The sequence below is a fragment of the Pseudomonas sp. IPO3778 genome (assembly GCF_013386825.1).
In the GTDB taxonomy this organism is placed as follows: Bacteria; Pseudomonadota; Gammaproteobacteria; order Pseudomonadales; family Pseudomonadaceae; genus Aquipseudomonas.
Window position 1 is genome coordinate 43841 of sequence record NZ_JACARC010000078.1, and the last position, 21432, is coordinate 65272.

Annotated in this window: 3 protein-coding genes (1 of these 3 running past the window's edge); all 3 read right to left on the reverse strand. The window is 63.8% G+C overall.

What is annotated here, in order from left to right:
• Tightly spaced (each overlapping or abutting the next), the 3 genes in view from HX855_RS30380 to HX855_RS30390 form a layout consistent with a single transcriptional unit that may run on beyond the window.
• Positions 1–3234, reverse strand: coding sequence for a non-ribosomal peptide synthetase (locus HX855_RS30380; protein WP_177083050.1), 3234 nt, complete (start codon positions 3232–3234; stop codon positions 1–3).
• Positions 3231–16778, reverse strand: a complete 13548-nt coding sequence (locus HX855_RS30385; protein ID WP_177083052.1) for a non-ribosomal peptide synthase/polyketide synthase — start codon at positions 16776–16778, stop codon at positions 3231–3233. Before HX855_RS30385 ends, HX855_RS30380 begins: the two co-directional genes overlap by 4 nt.
• Positions 16778–21432 carry the end of a non-ribosomal peptide synthetase gene (locus tag HX855_RS30390; RefSeq protein WP_177083054.1) on the reverse strand. It continues 7669 nt past the right edge of the window, so only the last 4655 of its 12324 coding nucleotides appear in the window; the start codon falls outside the window, past its right edge; the stop codon is at positions 16778–16780. Before HX855_RS30390 ends, HX855_RS30385 begins: the two co-directional genes overlap by 1 nt.

Here is a 21432-nt window from a genome sequence, read left to right on the forward strand (position 1 = left end):
TCAGCTGGTTTGCGCAGCCTTGGCGGCCTGCAACTGACGAGCCTGCTCGGCCAGACGAGCCTTTTCCTCAGGGCTCATGGCATCCATGCGCAGGCGCACCTGGGCGATTTTTTCCAACTGGCCCGGGCTGCCTTCCACCGTGCGCAAGGCCAACGCCAACGACGCCACGGTGGGATGATCAAAAACCAGCCCCGGATGAACGTCGCACTGCAACAGCTTGCGAATACCGGCCACCAACTTGATCACCAGCAGGGAATGACCGCCAGCGGCGAAAAAGTCCCGGTCGATGCCCAAACGTTCAAGCCCCAGTAACTGCGCCATGCGCGATGCGAGTAATTGCTCAAGTGCATCCCGTGGCGCAGCGCCTTCGTCATCGGCCGACGTACCCGCCAGCTGCTGCAACGCCTTGCGATCGATCTTGCCGTTGGCCAGCCGCGGGAAACGCTCGATCAGTTGCAGGTGCTGCGGCACCATCACACCCGGCAGGCGTGCGCTCAGTTCGGCACGCACGGTATCCAGCAAACCTGTAGTCACCGAAGGTTGCGCCACGACAAACGCCAGCAACCCCTGGCCAGCCGACGCTGCCGGCAACACCAGTGCCTCGGCGATCTGCGGCAAGCGCAGCAACTCGGCCTCGATCTCGGCCAGTTCAATACGGAAGCCGCGCACCTTGACTTGCTGATCACGCCGGCCGTGCAACTGGATAGCGCCGTCTGCGCGATAACGCGCCAGGTCGCCGGTGCGATACAGCCGCTGCGCCGGGTCAAACGGGCTCTCAATAAACGTCTGTGCATCGGCCTGTACGTTGAGATAACCACGGCATAACTGCGCGCCACCCAGGTACAACTCGCCCAAAACGCCCACCGGTGCCAGGCGCCGATCAGCCTCCAGCACGTAAACCTGGTTATTGCCCAGCACCTGGGTCAATGCCGAGCAATCGCTGGCCGCACCGTCCAGTACCAACGGATGAACCATCACGCCGACCGTCGCTTCAGTGGGCCCGTAGTGGTTGAACACGCGGCAGTCAGCGCGCAACCGCGCAATGCGTTCGATCAACGTGGGCGCAATCGGCTCGCCACCCAGCACCAGCGTATCCGGCAGGCTCGCCCGCTCGCTGTCGAGCAGTGCGGCGAGATGGGACGGCACAATCTTCAGGCAATCGATCCGTTGCTGTTGCAGGTACTCGGCGAACAGTGCGCCGTCCTGCATCTGCTCATCACTGGCGACATGCAGGGTCGCGCCATTGAACAACGCCCCGAACAACGTGGTGTTGCCCAGGTCCGCGGCCACCGTCGAACTGAACCCGACGTTTTTGCATGGGGCCAACCCCAGCGCCTGGCTGGCTTGAGCGGTGTAGTTGAGCAGTTGCTGATGCTCGATCACGACCCCTTTCGGCACGCCGGTAGAACCGGAGGTGAACAGCACATAAGCGATATCGTTGCCCTTGGTAGCGAGCGCCGGTAATGGCCCATCCGCCGGACGAAGTTCCGTCAGGGCCAGTGCCTTGTGCGGTTGCCCCTGCCACGCGTTCAGATGCGCAGCGTCCGTCAGCAGCAAGGCGGCACCGGCCTGCTCCAGCATCAGCGCCTGACGCGCCTGCGGCCACTGCACATCCAGTGGCAGATAGGCCGCACCGATGCGCCAACTCGCCAACATCGCGATCAGCAGATCAGCCGAGCGCGGCAACGCCAGCGCAACCAGTGAACCCTCACCCAGGCCCTGGGCCTTGAGGCCTTGGGCGACGCCGTCGACCCGGGCCTGCAACTGGCCGTAGCTCAATTGCAAACCTGCTTCGGTGAGCGCAAGGGCATCCGGGGTGCCGTTCGCCAGATCCGCGATGCGCTGCGGCAGATAACGGCCGTCGGCCAACGCCTGGGGCAGCGGATTGATTGCCAGCAGGCGCTGTTCTTCCGCGCCGCTGAGCAGGTTGAGGTGGGCCAGCGCGGTGTGCGGCGTGGCAAGGATCGAATCCAGCAGCACGCCAAACTGTTCCAGCACGACGCTGGCCGTAGCAGGCGAATATCGTGCGCCCGCGTAATGCAGCTCAACCGCTGCCAGTTGCCGGGCATCGTCCAGCCGAAGCTGTAGCCGTAACTCGAATGTGTCCGGCAGGGCAATGGCCGAATCGGCTGCCGTCCAGCGCAAGCCCCCCCTGCTACGGCTGGCGGGGCCGGCTTGGCCAAGGCTGAAACCATAAGCCGGGCGGGCCGCATCGGGCGTCAGTTCCGGCGTCCAGTACTCCTGCCAGGTGCGATGCGCTTCAAGGCGCGTCGCCAGTTGTCCCAGCCACTGGCTGAAGGGTGTTTCGGCAGCCAATGAAAGGCACAACGGCAGGGTTTTCTCGAACACACCCACGGCGCTGGCGAAGTATTCATAGTCGCTGCGGCTGTCATGCCGGGTACCGACCAGGATCTGTTCAAGTCCGCTCAGCCGCCCCAGTAATACCCACCACGCGCCTTGCAGCACGATCGCCAGTGGCTGATCGAGCTGCTCGGCCAAGCGTTGCAGGCCGTCACGCTTCGCGGCGTCCAGTGTCAGCGAAAGGTGTGCGTCAGCCGCCCCAATGACAGGACTGGCGCTGCGTGCTGCCAGCCATGGTGTAGCGATATCTGCCGGTGCGCCTTGCAGGTGTTGCTGCCAATAAGCCCGGGCGGTCGCCGCGTCTTCATCCAGCACCACCTCACTGCGCCATTCCAGATACTGAGCGAACTCACCCGGCATGTCGTCGTCCGCCGGTTGAGTCCCGTCGTAGGCGTGCTGCACGTGCTCAAGCAATAGCCGCAGCGAGGGCGTGTCGGCGTTGTAGCGAGCGATGCCCAGCAGCAACTGCCATTGCTGCGGCGCCAGACGATAAAGCACCGCCTGGACACTGGCCGATTCGCCGGCCACAAATGCACGGCTCATCGACTCGTTGATCTGCGCCTGAACGTCCTCGGCGCGTTGCTCACCCGCCTGAATGGCCAGTGGGAAGCGTCCATTATGGGTTGCAGCCTGACGCAATCCATGGAACCCGGCGACTTTGCCTAACCGCGTCAGCAGCATGGGGTGTTGCGACACCAGCGTGTCGAACGCAGCCTGCAAGCGCTGCACGTCGAGATCGCCGTCAATGACCACGCTCAGCCAGCGCAACGCTTCGCCACAGGTCGCGGTATTCGACAGCTGCTCCAGCTGCGCCTGTTGCTCGGGCGTCAGGGCGAACCCCGGATCCTGGGCGTCCATCATGAACTCGTTCATGCTCCGGTTTCCTCGGTATTCAGTGCACCCTGGGCGTTCTGCCCCTTGCCCGATGGGCGTTCAAGACGGCTGTGGTCGTACATGTCGCCCATGGCGACCACGATCTTGCGCGGCCCTTCGAACGGGTCACGGGCGTGGGCCACCAGCATGTTGTCGAGCAGGATCGCGTCGCCTTTCTGCCAGTCGAAGCGCACTGCGCATTCTTCATACAACTCGCCGATGCGCCGCATCACGTCATCCTCGATCGGTGTGCCATCGCCGTAATACACGTGGCGCGGCATGCGCTCGGGGCCGAACATCGCCAACAGGTCTTCACGCACATCCGGCTCCAGCCAATAGATATGATGCAACTGCACCTGATTGAAGAATGACTTGGCGCCGGTGATCGGGTGACGGATCACCGCCGGCCCCGGGGTGCGGGTTTGCAGCTCGTTATTGTCGAGCCAACGCCATTCAATACCGCCAGCGCGGCAGCGGGCTTCGACGTCGGCGCGGTCTTCGGTCTTGAAAAAGTGCTGCCACGACACATCGAGGTTGTCGGTGAAGGTACGCACGTAAAGCAGGCCCTTGGACTCGAATGTGTCCCGCAGGTCCGCCGGCAGTTTTTCGTACATCAAGCGGCAATCCACCACCGGTGTCGCACCGCCAACGGGGGCAGCCTGCTCGCAATAGAACATCTGCTTGCGCGGCCAGCGGTCCTGATGCGAGCTCTCGTTATGGAACAGGATCATCTTGCGTTCCGGGTAGGGCGTGGAACGGTAAGTGTTCTTGCCGCCTTCCTTCTTCGGCAGATCGCCATACTGGCCGTACAAACCCGGCTGGATCGCCTCGGCGAAGGCTTCAAAGCCCTGAATGCCGTCGAGGTCGAAGCCGCGGAACAGAATGCCGCCGTGGGTGGCGAGTTTCTCTTCGATCAGCGGGCGGTTGTTCTTGATCCACTCGACCAGGTCCAACTGCGGTTCGTTCGGCTCAACCAACAGCGGGAACGGCTCGGGCGCAGCGATCAGCGATTCGCGAACCGGTGCCGGGCGAACCTTGGCCACCGGGGTGGCGCCCCGCTTGAGAAACTTGCCCAGTTTGTCGGCCTTGGGTCCGGGGGCAGCAGGCGTGGTGGCCACTGCTGAATTGTCGACTGGCATGCTGATAGCTCCCAATTGAATGTCCTGATCAGCGACGATCTGTTCCAACAGGGCTATCCAGGCCTGAACCAGGTACTGAATGCGCTCGTGTCCGAACAAGGTTGTGGCGAATTGCCAATTACCCAGCAATTGCCCTTCTTCTTCGTCAACGAACAACGCCATGTCGAATTTAGAATGGGTCTGTAGCGCTGCCAGTGGTTCGACGCTCAAACCGCCCATGGACGGGGTGCGGCCCGGCAGGTTGTTCATCACGAACAGCACCTGCACCAGCGGGTTCATGCCCTTGTGTCGCGGCACGCCGCAGCGTTCGACGATCATGTCCAGCGGCAGGTCCTGATGCTCCAGCGCGCCGAGCAGGTTGTCCTGGGTATCGGCGAGGAACGTGGCAAACGTCGCGGCGGTGTCGAAGCGTGAACGCAGCGGCAGCACGTTGACGAAGAAGCCGATCAGTTGCTCCAGTTCCGGCTGCTCGCGGCCGGCAACGTCGGCACCGACCACCATATCGGCGCCCTCGCCAAAGCGGTGCAGCAACACCTGGAACGACGCCAGCAACGTGCTGTACAAGGTCACGCCAGCCTCGGCGGAGACCTTGCGCAACGCCTGGCTCAATTCGCTCGTCAGACGGAACTGCACGGCATCGCCGTCATACGACGCCACGGCGCCGCGCGGCTTGTCCAGCGGCAAGCCAAGCTGGCCGCTGTAGCCGTCGAGCTGCTCTTTCCAGTAAGCCGCCTGGCGCCCGAGGATGCCCTGGCGCTCCAGCGCCTGTTGCCACAAGGCGAAGTCGGAATACTGCACCTCCAGCGCCGGCAATGGCGTGGCATCGCCTGCCTTGTCCCGTTCGTAGCGCTGCACCAGTTCATTGATCAACACGCCCATCGACCAACCGTCAGAGATGATGTGATGCATCGAGAACAGCAACACATGTTCGGTCGGTGACAGATGCAGAATGCGCCCGCGCCATAACGGCGCCTGCTCCAGATCGATCGGTGTGCGCGCATTCTCCAGCGCCGCCTGGGCGACATGTTCTTCCTGGGCACTGCGCGATAACGCCGACAGATCGATCAGCGGGAAATCGACATCGACCTGCTCGGCAATCAGTGCCACCGGATCCCCGTCGTCATCCTGGGCGTACGCCGTGCGCAGCACCTCATGGCGACGCACGACTTGCGCAAAGCTGCCCATAAACCGTTCGATCGACAGCTCACCGCGCAAACGCAAGGCCAGCGGCATGCCGTACGCCGAGCTGCCACCGGACAACTGTTCGGCAACCCACAAGCGGCGCTGCACCAGCGACAACGGCGCGCTGGACTTGGGCCCCCAGGCCTTGAGCACCACGGCATGGCTGGCCGAACCGTCGAGCGGTTGCGTCTGCTCTTGCGCCATCCAGGCCGCCAGATCCTTCAGGCGCGGATGATTGAACAGGTCGCGCAGGCTCAACGGGCCGACACTCAGTTTGCGCAGGCGCGACACCGCTTGAGTGGCCAGCAACGAATGCCCGCCCAATTCGAAGAAGTGGTCCTCACGCCCGACCCGGTCGAGTTCCAGCACGTTCTGCCAGATTGTCGCGACCTGCTGCTCAAGCGCTCCGACCGGTGCCACGAACTCACCGTCCGCCACGCGGGCGTCGATTGCCGGCAGCGCCTTGCGATCGACCTTGCCGTTCGGTGTCAGCGGCAGGCTGGCGAGAAACAGCATGTGCGCCGGGATCATGTAGTCCGGCAAATGCTCATTGAGTCGCGCCTTGAGGGTTTCGCGCAGGTTGGCCTGAACCGCGGCGCCAGCGTGCGCGATGGCCGGATCGTCGAACACCACGTAGGCAACCAATTGCGCGGTCGAAGCACCCGGCTGTGCGACCACCAATGCCTGGCGCACGTCCGGCACCTGCAGCAGGCGCGCTTCGATTTCCCCCAGCTCGATACGGAAGCCACGCACCTTGACCTGATGGTCGATACGGCCGACATACTCGATCACGCCGTCCGCCCGATAACGGGCCAGGTCTCCGGTACGGTAGAGACGCTCGCCATGGGCGGCGAACGGATTGGGCACAAACTTCTCGGCGGTCATGGCGGCACGACCGAGGTAACCACGTGTGATGCCCGCGCCCGACAGATACAGTTCAGCCGCCACACCCAGCGGCGCCGGCTGCAAGTCGCCGCCCAGCAGGTAGCTGGCGGTGCCCGTCAATGGCCGCCCGATGTTCGCCGTACCACCCGCCTCGCGCCGGGTCCAGGTCGAGTAGGTGGTGTCTTCCGACGGGCCGTACAGGTCGTAGACATGCTCGATGCCCGCCTGCCGGTACAGCGTATCCACCAGGTGCTGTTTCAGCGGTTCACCGGCCAGGTTGATGATGCGCACGCCTGGCGGAATCTCGCCGGCGTCCTGCAGGGCATTGATCGCAGAGGGCACGGTGTTGATCAGGCGCACCTGATCGCGGGCCGCCAGGTTCGGCAGTTCCAGCGCGTTGCGCGCGATTATCAGCGAGCCACCGTTGGCCAGCGTGACAAACAGCTCCCACACCGACAGGTCGAAGCACACCGAGGTCGACGCCAGTACGCCTTGAATGTCGTCACGGCTGTAGACGGTTTTCGACCACTCGATCAGCGCCCGCACGTTGCGATGAGTGATCGCCACACCCTTGGGTTTGCCGGTGGACCCGGAGGTGTAGATCACGTAGGCGAGATTGTCCGCCGTAACGCCGGTAACCGGTGCGTCCGACCGATAGTCACCCAGTTGCAGGTGATCGACACACACGACTTGGGTATCGCCGCTCACCGTCAGCGTCGCTGCCACGCCGGCTTCGGTCAACAACACCCGCGCGCGGCTGTCCTCCAGCATGTAGGCCACACGGTCGGCCGGGTAGTCCGGGTCCAGCGGCACATAGGTGCCACCGGCCTTGAGTACCGCGAGCAATGCCACCAGCAAGCTGTCGGAGCGCTGCAGGGCCACACCCACCCGTGATTCCGGGCCCACGCCACACTCGATCAGCCGATGGGCCAAGCGGTTGGCGCGAATATCGATGTCGCCATAGGTGAACGCGGCAGTGCCGAAGGTCACGGCCAGCGCGTGCGGCTGGGCCGACACCTGGCGCTCGATCATCTGGTGAATGCACAGCGCCTCGACGCGTTGGGCGTCAATGCGGTTCCAGTCGTGCAACATCTGTTGCCGTTGCGTGGCTGCAAGCAGATCCAGTTCACCCAGGCACTGCTCGGCACTCACACTCATCTGTTGCAACAGTTGCTGTAACTGGCTGGCCAGGCACACCACGGTATCGGCAGCGAAACTGGCCTGTTGGTAGCCAAAATGCACGGTCATCTGCTGATCAAGATTGACCATCAGCGTCAGTGGGTAACTGGTCTGCTCGTAACGGTCGACCTCGCCAAAACGCAGGTCATCGGCTGCGGCCTGTTGCAGCGCTTCGGCGATCGGGTAGTTCTCGAACACCAGGATGTTATCGAACAACGCCTCGCCGCTCTGCCCGGCCCAGCGCTGGATATCGAACAACGGCGTATGTTCCTGCTCACGCAGCAACAGGTTTTGTGCCTGAACTTGCTGCAACCATTCGTGCAAGGGTTGCTCGGCGCGCGGGCTGGCGATGACCGGCAGGGTGTTGATGAACAGGCCGATCTGCCCTTCGACGCCCTGCAGCTGCGCCGGACGACCCGACACAGTGGCGCCGAACGCAACGGTGTGCTGCCCGGTATAACGCTGCAGAAGCAGCAGCCACGCGGCTTGCACAAGGGTGTTGACGGTGATTTTCTGCGCCCGGGCAAAGCGGTTGATCTCAGCCGTCACGGCACTGTCCAGCGTCAGCAAATACTCACCCTGACCGGCCACCGAGGTCTCCGTGCGACGCATCACCGCGTCGGCCAGCAGCGTCGGTGCCTCGAAATCAGCCAGTTGGCCCTTCCAGAAGTGCTCCGTGACCTGCGCATCTTGCTGCGCCAGCCACTCGATGTAATCGCGATAACGCCCTGCCCCCACCGCCGGTGCATGGCCGTGATAGCGCTGCAGCACATCACCCAGCAACTGCGAGTTACTCCAACCGTCCATCAGAATGTGGTGGGAGGTGTAGATCAGTTGATAACGCTCGGCCGCCACCCGCACCACCACCAGCCGCAGCAACGGCGCGGCGTGCAGGTCAAAACCCTGCAGACGTTGCGCAAGTTGCAGCTCATTCAGGGCCTGGGGCAAGTCGGCGCGATCACGCCAGTCAAGCACGCTGAACGGCACGGCCAGGCCCTTGTGTACCACTTGCAGCGGCCGTGGCAGATCACCTTCCCACATGAACCCGCTGCGCAGCACTTCATGACTGTCCATCGCCGCTTGCCAGGCATCACGGAAACGCTCGACCTGCAAGCCATCAACCGCCACGCACAGCTGGTTGATGTAGTCGCCCGACTGTTGCGCGTAGAGGGTGTGGAACAACATGCCCTGCTGCATCGGTGACAACGGATAAATGTCTTCGACCCGGTGTGGCGCGGTCGGCAAGCCGTCAAGTTGCGCCTGGGTCAGGCCCGCCAGCGGGAAGTCCGACGGCGTCAGGCCTTCGACGCCCGGGGTCAGGCAATGCTCGATCAGCGCGGTAAGCTCCCTGGCGTAATCCTGCGCCAGCGCCTCGATCACCGTGCTGTCGAAACGCTCGGTGCTGAAGGTCCAGCCCACGCGCAGCTCGCCACCATAGACCTGGCCATTAAGCGTCAGCCAGTTGCCCAGGGGCGCGTCCGGGCTCTGGTCGAGGCCGGCGTTGTCCGGCGAAGGGACAAACAACGCGCCGTCATCGCCCTCGAAACTGCCGTCGAACTGACCGAGGTAATTGAAGGTGATGCGCGGGCTCGGCAAGGCGCGCAGGCTCTCTTGCGCCTGAGCCTCACCGAAGTGGCGCAATGCACCGAAACCGATGCCTTTGTTGGGGATCGAGCGCAGCTGCTCCTTGATCTGCTTGATCGAGTCGCCGGCTGTCGCCGCCGGTGTCAGGCGGACCGGGAACAGGCTGGTGAACCAACCCAGGGTGCGGGTCAGATCGACACCGCCGAACAGCTCTTCGCGACCATGGCCTTCAAGCTGGATCAGCGTCGAGGCCTGCCCGCTCCAGCGACCGACAATCCGTGCCAGTGCCGTCAATAACAGGTCGTTGACCTGCGTGCGATAAGCCGCCGGGGCTTCCTGCAGCAGTTGCCGGGTCAGTTCGCTGCCGAGTCGGGTCTGTACCGTTTGCGCCATTCGATTTTGCTGGCCGGCGTCCACACGCTTGCAGGGAAGATCGGTGCTGACATCCCTCAGGCAGGCTTGCCAGTAAGCCAACTCTTCCTGCAACGCCGGGCTGTTGGCGTAGCGCTGCAAGTGCTCGCTCCAGTCTTTGAAGGCACTGGTCTTCGCCGGGAGGCGCATCGCCTTCCCGTTGATGAGCTGCTGATAGGCGCTTTGCAGGTCCTCAAGCAGAATCCGCCAGGACACGCCATCGACCACCAGGTGATGAATCACCAGCAACAGACGCTGACTGCCATCGGCAAGCGTCGCCAGCACCGCCCGCAATAACGGACCGTGTTGCAGGTCGAGGCTGCGTTGCGCGTGGTTGCCCAGCGCTTCAAGGGCCGCGGCATCGGCGACGTCTTCTTGCCACAACAGGTTCTGCGGCACCTCTGCGACCAGACGATGCTCGGCCTGCCACAAGCCATTGTGCTGAGTGAAGCTCAAGCGCAGGGCATCGTGATGAGCCACCAGTGCCTGCAACACCTGTTCAACCTTGGCCGCCTCCAGCGCCTGGCGAGGCCTGAGCAGCACCGACTGGTTCCAGTGATGGCGCTCGGGGATCTGATCCTCAAAGAACTGCTGTTGAATCGGCAGCAGCAACGCGGCGCCGGTCACCGGGTGTTGATCGATATTCGATTCGCCGCCCAGTTGCGCCACCAGCGCCAGACGTTGCACGGTCTGGTGCTGGAACAGGTCTTTCGGACTCAGACGGATCCCGGCCTGACGGGCGCGGCTGACCACCTGAATCGAGATGATCGAGTCACCGCCCAGTTCAAAGAAGTTGTCGTTGAGCCCCACTTGCGGCAGCTTCAGCACGTTCTGCCAGATGTCGGCCAGGCGCTGTTCCATATCGCTTTGCGGCGCCTGATAAGCCTGTTGTGCCTGGCTCGCATCCGGCGAGGGTAACGCGGCGCGGTTGAGTTTGCCGTTGGCGGTCAGCGGCAGTTGCGCGAGCAACAACAGGTGCGCCGGGACCATGTGGTCCGGCAGGTTGGCCTTGAGTTCAGCACGCACTTTGTCGCGCCATTGGGCCTGCTCCCCCGCATCGGCTTCAAGCAACGACGCTTCATCCGGCACCAGATACGCCACCAATTGCTGGCCACTCAAGCCCGGTTGCGCCAGCACCACGGCCTGGCGGATCGCCGCGTGTTCCAGCAGGTGCGCTTCGATTTCCCCCAGTTCGATACGGAAGCCACGAATCTTCACCTGATGGTCGATACGCCCGATGTACTCGATAACGCCATCAGCGCGATAACGGGCCAGGTCGCCGGTACGATAAAGACGACCACCGTCAGCCGCGAACGGGTCGGGAATAAAGCGCAAGGTCGTCAGGTCCGCTCGGTTCAGGTAACCCCGCGCCAGACCGGCGCGCCCGATATACAACTCGCCGATGCAACCCTTGGATACCGGGTTCAGATCACCGTCGAGCAAGTACCACGACAGGTCGGGAATCGGTTCGCCGATGGGGCTGCTGGCGTCACGTTGCAGGTCGGCCATCGACAAGGGGCGATACGTCACGTGCACGGTGGTTTCAGTGATGCCGTACATGTTGATCAGCCGGGGTGCCTGATCGCCGAAGCGCTCGAACCACGGGCGCAGGCGCTTGACCTCCAGCGCCTCGCCGCCGAACACCACGTAACGCAAGGCCAGTTGCAAGTTCGCGTGTTCCGGCGCGCAAGCGACCTGCATCAGTGGCCTGAACGCCGAGGGCGTCTGGTTGAGCACGGTGACCTGTTCACGGCAGAGCAACGCGAAGAAGTCTTCCGGCGAGCGGCTGACCTCGTACGGCACCACCACCAGTTTGCCGCCGTACAGCAGCGCACCGAAGATCTCCCAGACCGAAAAATCGAACGCGTAGGAATGGAACAGGCTCCAGACATCCCGGGCGCCGAAGTCGAACCACGCCTGCGTGGCGTTGAACAGGCGCAGCACGTTGTGATGCGCCAGCAAGGTGCCTTTGGGCTGGCCGGTCGAACCCGAGGTGTAGATCACGTAAGCCAGGTTGTCGGGGCTCATGGGCACGTGGGGGTTGCTGTCGCTGTAGCCTTTGAGGCCGTCACGCGGCTGATCGAGCAGCAGGCTGCGGACCGAATCCGGCAGCGGCAGACGCTCGAGCAAATGGCGTTGGGTCAACAGCAGGCCGATGCCGCTGTCGCCGATCATGTAGCTCAGGCGCTCTTGCGGGTAGCTCGGGTCCAGTGGCACATACGCGCCACCCGCCTTGAGGATGGCCAGCAGGCCGACGAGCATGTCCAGGCTGCGTTCAACCGCCAGGCCGACACGCACGTCCGGCCCTACTCCGCTGTCGATCAGCGCGTAGGCCAGTTGGTTGGCGCGGGCGTTGAGTTCGCCGTAGCTCAAGGCCTGGTCGCCATAGGTCACGGCGATCGCGTGTGGCGCGCGTGCCGCCTGGGCCTCGATCCGTTGATGCAGGCACTGCTCGCTCGCAAAGTCGGTGACCGCCGGGTTCCATTGCAACAGGGTGGCCTGGCGTTCGGCGGCGTCGTGCAGGGGCAGTTCGGCGATGCGCTGGCCGCTGTCGGCAACGATGCCTTGCAGCACGTTGATCCAGTGCTGCGACAGGCGCGCAATCGTCGGCGCGTCGAACAGATCGGTGGCGTAGGTCAGCTCGGCCCACACGTTATCGGTGGACTCGAAGGTGTTCAGGGTCAGGTCGAACTGCGCCGTGTTCGAGGCCCAGTTCAGGCCTTCGATCTCCAGGCGTGGCAAGCGTGTTGCGACCTGGGCCTGGCGGGTCTGGCTCTGGTGGTTGTGCAGCACCTGGAACAGCGGGCTGTGGCTCAGGCTGCGTTCCGGTTGCAACGCATCGACGAGTTGCTCGAACGGCAGATCCTGATGGGCCTGGGCGTCGAGCACGGTGTTTTTCACTTGCTGCAACAGGCTGCGGAACGACTGCTGGCTGTCGAACTCGGCCTTGAGCACCTGAGTGTTGACGAAGAAGCCGATCAGGCCTTCGGTTTCCACCCGGCTGCGGTTGGCCACCGGTACGCCGACACGAATATCGGCCTGGCCGCTGTAGCGGTGCAGCAGGGTCTGGAACGACGCCAATAACAGCGCAAACAGCGTGACGTTTTCGCGCTGGGCAAGCTGTTTGAGCGCCGTTGCCAGTTCGGGGCTCAGCGGGATATCACGACGGGCCCCGCGATAGCTCTGCTCCGGTGGACGCGCACGGTCCGTCGGCAACTCCAGCAACGGTTGATCACCGTTGCCCAGTTGCGCCGTCCAGTAGCTCAATTGCCGCTCGCGCTCCCCCGCATCCATCCACTGCCGTTGCCACACGGCATAGTCGGCGTATTGCACCGGCAGCGCCGGCAATGGTGCCGCCTGGCCCTGACTGTGGGCGGCATACAAGGTCACCAGCTCGTCGACCATGATGCTCATCGACCAACCATCGGAAACGATATGGTGCAGCGTGATGATCAGCGCATGGTCATCGGCGGCCAGGCGCAACAGCTTGACCCGCAGCAGCGGGCCTTGTTGCAGGTTGAACAAGTGCCGGGTTTCTTCGGCGACCAGCGCTTGCAGCGTGGCTTCATCCAGGTCTGCCGCGACGTTTTCCACGTTCAGCGCCAGGGCAACCTGGGGCTGGATCAATTGCAGGGTGCGCCCTTGCTCCTCGACGAAACACGTGCGCAACGATTCGTGACGGGCAATCAGCGCCTCGAAGCTGCGCTGCAACGCGGGCAGGTCCAGCTCCCCACGCAGGCGCAGCGCGGCAGGCACGTGATAGGCCGTGCTGGTGGGTTCCAGTTGCCAGAGAAACCATTGCCGTTCCTGGGCATAGGACAGCGCCAGTGGTTGCAGGCGTGGCAACGCGACGATTGGCGGTTGCTGATGCGCCTGCCCGACACCGAGGGCAGCGACAAAATCCTCCAGAACGCTGTGTTCGAACAGCGTGCGCAACGGCACTTGCACGTTCAGCGCCTGGCGTACCCGCGAGACCACTTGAGTGACCAGCAACGAATGGCCGCCCAGCTCGAAGAAGTGGTCGCCCAGGCCCACGCGTTCCAGCTTGAGCACCGCTTGCCAGATCTCGGCGACGCGGTGCTGGGTGGCGGTGTGTGGCGCGCGGTAAGTCGATTGCAACAGGCTGGCATCCGGAGCCGGCAGGGCTTTGCGGTCAACCTTGCCGTTGGGGGTCAGCGGCAATTGCGCGAGGAACAGCAGGTGCGCCGGAACCATGTATTCCGGCAGCTCGGCCTTGAGGCCGGCCTTGAGCGCGGCGCGCAGATGGGCTTCGCCGTCGGCATCCAGTGCCTGCGCAGCCGATGGCACCACGTAGCCCACCAGTTGCGGGCCGGTCGGGCCTTCCTGTGCGACCACCACGGTTTCGCGAACGCAATCGAGCGCCAGCAAGCGCGCTTCGATCTCGCCCAGTTCAATCCGAAAGCCACGGATCTTCACTTGATGGTCGATGCGCCCGATGTATTCGATCACGCCTTCGGCACGGTAACGGGTCAGGTCACCGGTGCGGTACAGCCGCGCGCCGGTTTTGGAGAAGGGATCCGGCACAAACCGCTCGGCCGTCAGGCTTGGGCGCTGGAAGTAACCACGGGCCAGGCCGGCGCCGCCGATCAGCAGTTCCCCGGGCGCGCCGAGCGGGTTGAGCTCAAGGTCGCTGCCGAGGATGTACAGCGCCGTGTTGTCGATCGGCGTACCGAGGAACGGACGGCTGTTGTCCGCGCTCAACGCATGTTGCGCCGACCAGATGGTGGTTTCGGTGGGGCCGTAAAGGTTCCACACCCTCGGCGTCAGCGCCAGCATGCGGTGCGCGAGTTCCTGGGACAGCGCTTCACCGCCACACAGGAACGTACGACCCTGGAGGATCGCGGCGTGTTCGTTGTCCAGCAGCATGCGCCAGGTCGATGGCGTGGCTTGCAACACAGTGACGGCGTGACGCTCGATCAGTTCGAGCACGGCTTGCGGGTCCTGATGCACATCCTTGCCGGTCAGCACCACACAGGCGCCGGCCAGCAGCGGGCCGTAGATTTCCAGGCCGAAAATATCGAACGAGAACGTGGTCAGCGACAGCACGCGATCCACCGCCGTGATCCCCGGCTGCCTGATCATGCTCGCGACAAAGTTGCTCAGTGCCCCGTGGCGCACCATCACGCCCTTGGGCTTGCCGGTGGAGCCTGAGGTGTAAATCGTATACGCCAGGTGTTCGCCGCTGACCGCAACCTGCGGCGCAACCGGTGGATACGCCGACAGCCCTTCCGGCCCTTGATCCAGCAACAGGGTTTGTACGCCCGCCGGGATCGGCAACCGGCTCTGCACGTGCGCCTGGGTCAGCAGCAATTGCAGGCCGCTGTCCTCGATCATGTAGGCCAGGCGATCCTCCGGGTACGCCGGGTCCAGCGGCACATACGCACCGCCCGCCTTGAGGATCGCCAGCAGGCCGACAATCATGTCGGCACTGCGCTCGACGGCAATGCCCACCAGCCGGTCCGGGCCGACACCGGCTTCGATCAACCGGTGCGCCAACTGATTGGCCCGGCTATCCAGCTCACTGTAGGTCAACACATCTTCACCGATGACCAGCGCGATCGCTTCTGGCGCCTGCTGCGCACGCAAGGCAACGTCCTGATGCACGCATTCGGCGTGCCCCGCGGGATCGGCGACACGCAACCAGTCCTGCAACAGCTCGCCGTGCTCGGTACGTTCCAGCAACGGCAATTCGCCTACGCGCCGGGTCGGAGCGGCGACGATGCCCTGCAGCAAGTGCTGCCAGTGACGGGCCAGACGCTCGACCGTCTCGGGCTTGAACAGGTCGGTGGCGTAGGTCAGTTCGGCGGCAAAACCGTCGCTGGACTCATAGGTGTTGAGGGTCAGGTCGAACTGGGCGGTGCGCCCTTCCCACTGCACCTCCTCGACACTCAACTGCGGCAATTGCGCCGCGCTACGGCCCGGGTCACGACTGGCCTGATGGTTGAACATCACCTGGAACACCGGGCTGTGACTCAAGCTGCGCTCCGGTTGCAGGGCCTCGATCAGTTGCTCGAACGGCAAGTCCTGATGCGCCTGGGCCGCCATCGCCGATTGCTTGACCTGGGCCAGCAAATCATTGAACGGCAGTTGCCCGTTTACGTCGGCATTGAGCACCTGGGTGTTGACGAAAAAACCGATCAGCCCTTCAGTCTCGACCCGATTACGGTTGGCGGTCGGCACGCCGACGCGAATCTGCGCCTGGCCGCTGTAGCGATGCAGCAACGCCTGGAACGAGGCCAGCAAGACCATGAACAGGCTTGCGCCTTCGCGCTGGGCCAGTTGTTTGAGGGCTTCGCCCAGGGCCGCCGGCAGGTTCAGTTCGAGCCGCGCACCGCGCAGGCTTTGTATTGCCGGGCGCGGAAAATCAAGCGGCAACCCCAGCACCGGCTGCTCGCCGCCCAGGGTGTTGACCCAATACGCCAGTTGCCGCTCACGCTCACCGGCTTCCAGCCAGTGGCGCTGCCAGATCGCGTAGTCCGCGTATTGCACCGCCAGTTCCGGCAGGCTCAGCGACTGCCCGGCGGTGTCTGCCGCGTAATGCTGGATAAGCTCGCCCACCAACACCTTGATCGACCAGCCATCGGAGATAATGTGGTGCTGGATCAGCACCAACACATGATCGTCCTGCGCCACTTCGAGCAGCGACACCCGCAGCAACGGGCCCTGTTGCAGATCGAACGGGCGCGCGGTCTCGCTGTCGACGAACGCCTTGATCGCAGCGTCCTCACCCGCCGCGTCAAGGCCTTCGGCCAGCGGTGTCAGGTGGATGCTCAACGGCAACTGCGGATGAATGACCTGGCAGAAGGTTTCACCGTGCTCGGCGAAGGTGGTGCGCAAACTGTCGTGACGCGCCGCCACCGCATTGAAACTGCGCTCCAGCGCCGCGACATCCAGCCGGCCCTTGAGGCGCAAGGCGCTGGGGATGTGATAGGCGGTGCTGTGGGGGTCCATTTGCCAAAGGAACAGTTGACGCTCCTGAGCATACGACAGAGGAATCGCCGCAAACCCGGAACGTGTTTCCGGGATCGGCAGGTTGGCCGGAGAAACCCCCTCTTCGAGCATCTTTTCCAGGTACAGCTTGCGTTTGTCCAGCGGCAGAGTGATAAAGCGCTTGGCTACCCTCAAAGCAACACTCTTGTCCATCAGACTTCCTCCATATCGTCAAGCAGGGCTTCCAGCTTGCTCAGTTTCTGTTCGTTGATTGCCCCGCCTCCCGTATCGAGTCGAGCGACAAAATCCTTCAGGACGGGGTACTGGAATAACAGTTGCGGGGTCAGCGTCAGCCCCCGTTCAAGGGCCAAGCGCGACACCACGTTGACCACCAGCAGCGAGTGCCCGCCCAGTTCGAAGAAGTGATCGTTCAGGCCGATGCGCTCCACCTCAAGCACGTGCTGCCAGATCGCCGCGACCTGCTGCTCAAGCTCGCTGTGGGGTGCGACATACACGGCCTGCATCTGGCTGGCATCCACGGCGGGCAGGGCCTTGCGGTCGAGCTTGCCGTTGGGGGTCAGTGGCAACTGCTCAAGGAACAGCAGGTGCGCAGGAATCATGTAGTCAGGTAACGAAGACTTGAGGGCAGTCTTTAGTCCGTCACGCAACCGCCGTTGCGCATCGCCGTCGTACAGGTCCAGTTGCGCGGCGGCCACGTAGGCCACCAGTTGGGCGCCATTCGCGCTGTCGACGGCCAGCACCGCCGCTTCGCGTACCGTCGGCTGGGCGAGCAATCGCCCTTCGATTTCACCCAGTTCGATACGGAATCCGCGAATTTTCACCTGATGGTCGATCCGGCCCATGTACTCCAGATCGGCCTCCTCACGCTGGCGAACCAGGTCACCGGTGCGGTACATCCGTTCGCCATTGCCGACGAACGGATTGGGCACAAAGCGCTCGGCGGTCATCGCTGCACGGCCCAGGTAACCACGAGTGATCCCCGTGCCCGACAGGTACAACTCCGCCGAAACCCCTGGCGGCACCGGTTGCAGGTCGGTGTCGAGCACATGGCTGGCGCTGTGATCGAGGACACGGCCAATCCGCGCCTGACCGCCGGCACTGCGGCGGGTCCAGGTCGAATAAGTGGTGTCTTCCGACGGGCCGTACAGGTCGTAGACGTGGGCGACCGTCGCTTGCTGATACAGCGCGTCGACCAGGCCCTGCTTGAGCGGTTCGCCCGCCAGGTTGATGATGCGCACGCTCGGCGGAATCTGCCCGGCGCGCTGCAACGCGGCAATTGCCGACGGCACGGTATTGATCAGGCGGACCTGATCGCGAGCCGGCAGTTGCGCAAGCTCCAGCGCATTACGCGCGATGATCAGTGAGCCGCCGTTGGCCAGGGTCACAAACAGCTCCCACACCGACAGGTCGAAGCACACCGAAGTCGACGCCAGTACGCCTTGAATGTCTTCGCGGCTGTAGACCCCGGCAGACCAGTCAATGAGTGCCATGACATTGCGATGGGCAATCGCCACGCCTTTTGGCTGGCCGGTGGAGCCGGAGGTGTAGATCACGTAGGCGAGGTTGTCCGGTTGCACCGCCGTGTGAGGCGCGTCCTGCGGGTAATCGTGCAGTGCAAGCAGGTCCAGCAGCAACACGTGGGTATCGCCCGGCACACTCAGGGTTGCAGCGACAGCCTGCTCGGTCAGCAGCACCCGCGCACGGCTGTCTTCCAGCATGTAGGCGACGCGATCGACCGGGTAATCCGGGTCCAACGGCACATACGCACCGCCGGCCTTGAGCACCGCCAGCAAGGCGATGAGCAACTGCCCGGAACGCGGCATCGCCACGCCCACCCGCACTTCCGGGCCGACGCCCAGTTCGATCAACTTGTGCGCCAGACGATTGGCTTGCGCGTCCAGTTCGGCGTAGCTCAGTCGCGTGTCGGCGAAGGTCACCGCCAGCGCGTCCGGGGTGGCGGCGACCTGAAGCGCGATACGCTGGTGAATGCACCGCTCGGTGACGAAACCGGGCGCGGCGCACGGGACGCTGTCGATCAGCGTCAGCTCGCTCAGCGAACGCTCACCCGCCTCCGTCATCTGGCTCAGCAGGCGCTGCAGATGCCCGCCCAACTGGGCCACGCTGGCCGCCGTAAAGCGGTGGCACTGGTAGCTGAAATGCACCGACAGTTGCGTGCCCATGTTCACCAGCAGGGTCAGCGGATAGTGGGTCTGCTCTTGATTGGCCACCGCACCGAAGCGCAGGCCTTGCGGCGCGCCACGCTCCAGCGCTTCGCCAATCGGGTAGTTCTCGAACACCATCAGGCTGTCGAACAGCACGTCACCGCCCTGCCCGGCCCAACGCTGTATGTCTGCCAGCGGCGTGTGTTCGAACTCGCGCGAGGCGAGGTTTTGCGCCTGCACAGCGTGCAGCCAACTGGCCAGGCTCTGCTGTGCTTGCGGTGCAGCCACCACGGGCAGGGTGTTGATGAACAGGCCAATCTGCGCTTCGACCCCGGGCAGGTCCGCCGGGCGCCCGGCGACAGTGGCGCCGAACGCCACACAATCCTTGCCGGTGTAGCGCTGCAACAGCAGCAGCCATGCGGCTTGCACCAGGGTGTTGACGGTGACTTTCGAGGCCCGCGCAAAGGTGTCCAGGCGTTGGGTCAGATCCGCGTCCAGCACCTGGTAATGATCGCCGTAACCGACACTCGGCGAGCCCGCATCGGAACGCGCGATGGCATCAGCCAGGCGCGTCGGCTCTTGCAGGTCATTCAGTGGCGCCAGCCAATAGCCGTGGGCAGCCGCCGCGTCTTGGCGCTGCAACCAGCCAATGTAGTCGCGATAACGACCGGCCGGGCGCACAACCGCTTCACCGCGATAATGCTGCAACACTTCGCCCAGCAACTGCGCGCTGCTCCAGCCGTCCATCAGGATGTGATGGTTGGTGTAGATCAGGTGATGCCGATCGGCGGCGGTGCGTACCAGTACCAGGCGCATCAGCGGCGCACAGGTCAGGTCCAGGCCCAGTGCCCGCTCTTCATCGGCAAGGGTTTGCAGTGCCGCATCGAGCCCGGCCTTGCCATTCCAGTCGAGCACGCTGAACGGCACGTCGACCTGACGCTGTACCACTTGCACCGGTTGCGGCAGGTCGCCCTGCCAGAAGAACCCGGTACGCAGGATGTCATGGGCATCCACCACCGCTTGCCAGGCCGCGCGGAAACGTTGCGGATCGACGCCATGGATGTCCAGGCGCAGTTGGTTGATGTAGTCGCCGTTACCGTGTTCGAGCAAGGTGTGGAACAACATGCCCTGCTGCATCGGCGACAGCGGGTAGATGTCGTCGATGCCTTGCGGTTCGAGCGCCAGCGCATCGAGTTGCGACTGCGACAGGTGCGCCAGCGGGAAATCCGACGGCGTCACGCCACGGTTGGCGTTGTCGCAGCAATGGCCGATCAGCGCCGTCAGCTCTTGCACATAGTCGTCGGCCAGGCGCTGGAGGGTTGCGGTGTCAAACATCGCGCCGCTGTAGGTCCAGCTCAGGTCCAGCTCGCCACCGAACACTTTGCTGTTGAGCGCCAACGGGTTGCCGAGCGGCCCCTGCAGGTTGACTTCTTCACCGCCGGATTCACCGGTTGGCACGAACAAGGCAGCGTCGGCAGCATCGAAGCTGGCATCGAACTGACCGAGGTAGTTGAAGGTCAGGCGCGGCACCGGCAACGCTTGCAGCGCCTCACGCGCCGGTTCATCGCCCAGGTGCGCGAGTGCGCCGAAGCCGATGCCCTTATGCGGAATCGCCCGCAGGTGTTCCTTGATTTGCTTCAGCGACGCGGCGAGATCCGCAACCGGCGACAGCCGCGCCGGGAACACGCTGGTGAACCAACCCACGGTACGGGTCAGGTCGATGTGCTCGAACAGGTCTTCGCGACCGTGGCCCTCAAGCAATACCAGCGCATGGTCGTCACCGGTCCAGCGCACCATCACCCGCGCCAACGCGGTCAGCAACACATCGTTGACCTGGGTGCGATAGGCCGCCGGGGCGTCCTGCAACAGCTGGCGGGTCAGGGCCCGGTCCAGTTTGCTGCGAATAGTCAGGACCTGATCGTGTTGCTGTCCGCCGTTCGGACGGTCATACGGCAACGCTGCCGAAGCGCCCTGCAACTGTTGCTGCCAGAACCCCAGCTCGGCCTGCAACGCAGGTGTGGTGGCATAGTCCTGCAACGCCGCCGCCCAGGCCTTGACTGCACTGGTTTTGGCCGGCAATTGCACGGCCGCACCGGCGATGATCTGCCGGTAAACGTTTTGCAGGTCCTCAAACAGAATCCGCCATGACACGCCATCCACCACCAGGTGATGGACGATCAGCAACAACCGTTGAGTGCCATCCGCCAGGTTCGCCAGCACCCCACGGATCAGCGAGCCACCGTTCAGTTGCAGGCTGCGCTGGGCCTTGTCACCCAGGGCCTCAAGGGCGGCGAGGTCCGCGACCTCCACGGGCCACAGGAGCGCCTCGTGCACTGGCGCCGCGCCTTCGCGGTAGTGGGCCGACCAGCCGCCAACCTGCTCGACAAAATCCAGGCGCAAGCTGTCGTGATGGGCCACCAACGCCTGCAGCGCTTGCTCCAGCGCGCCGGCATCCAGCGCCTGCTCCGGCTTGAGCATCACCGACTGGTTCCAGTGGTGACGGTCCGGAATGTCCTGAGCGAAGAATTGCTGATGAATCGGCAGCAACACGCTGGTGCCGGTCGCCGGTTGTTGATCGATCAACTGTACCGTCTCGCCGGCCTGTGCGACCAAGGCCAGCGCCTGAATGGTCTGGTGCTGGAACAGGTCTTTGGGGGTGAAGCGAATCCCGGCCTGCCGCGCAC

Coding starts and splice junctions, on each gene's coding strand:
- HX855_RS30380 (WP_177083050.1), bottom strand. CDS start 3,234: ATGAACGAGTTCATGATGGACGCCCAGGATCCGGGGTTCGCCCTGACG.
- HX855_RS30385 (WP_177083052.1), bottom strand. CDS start 16,778: ATGGACAAGAGTGTTGCTTTGAGGGTAGCCAAGCGCTTTATCACTCTG.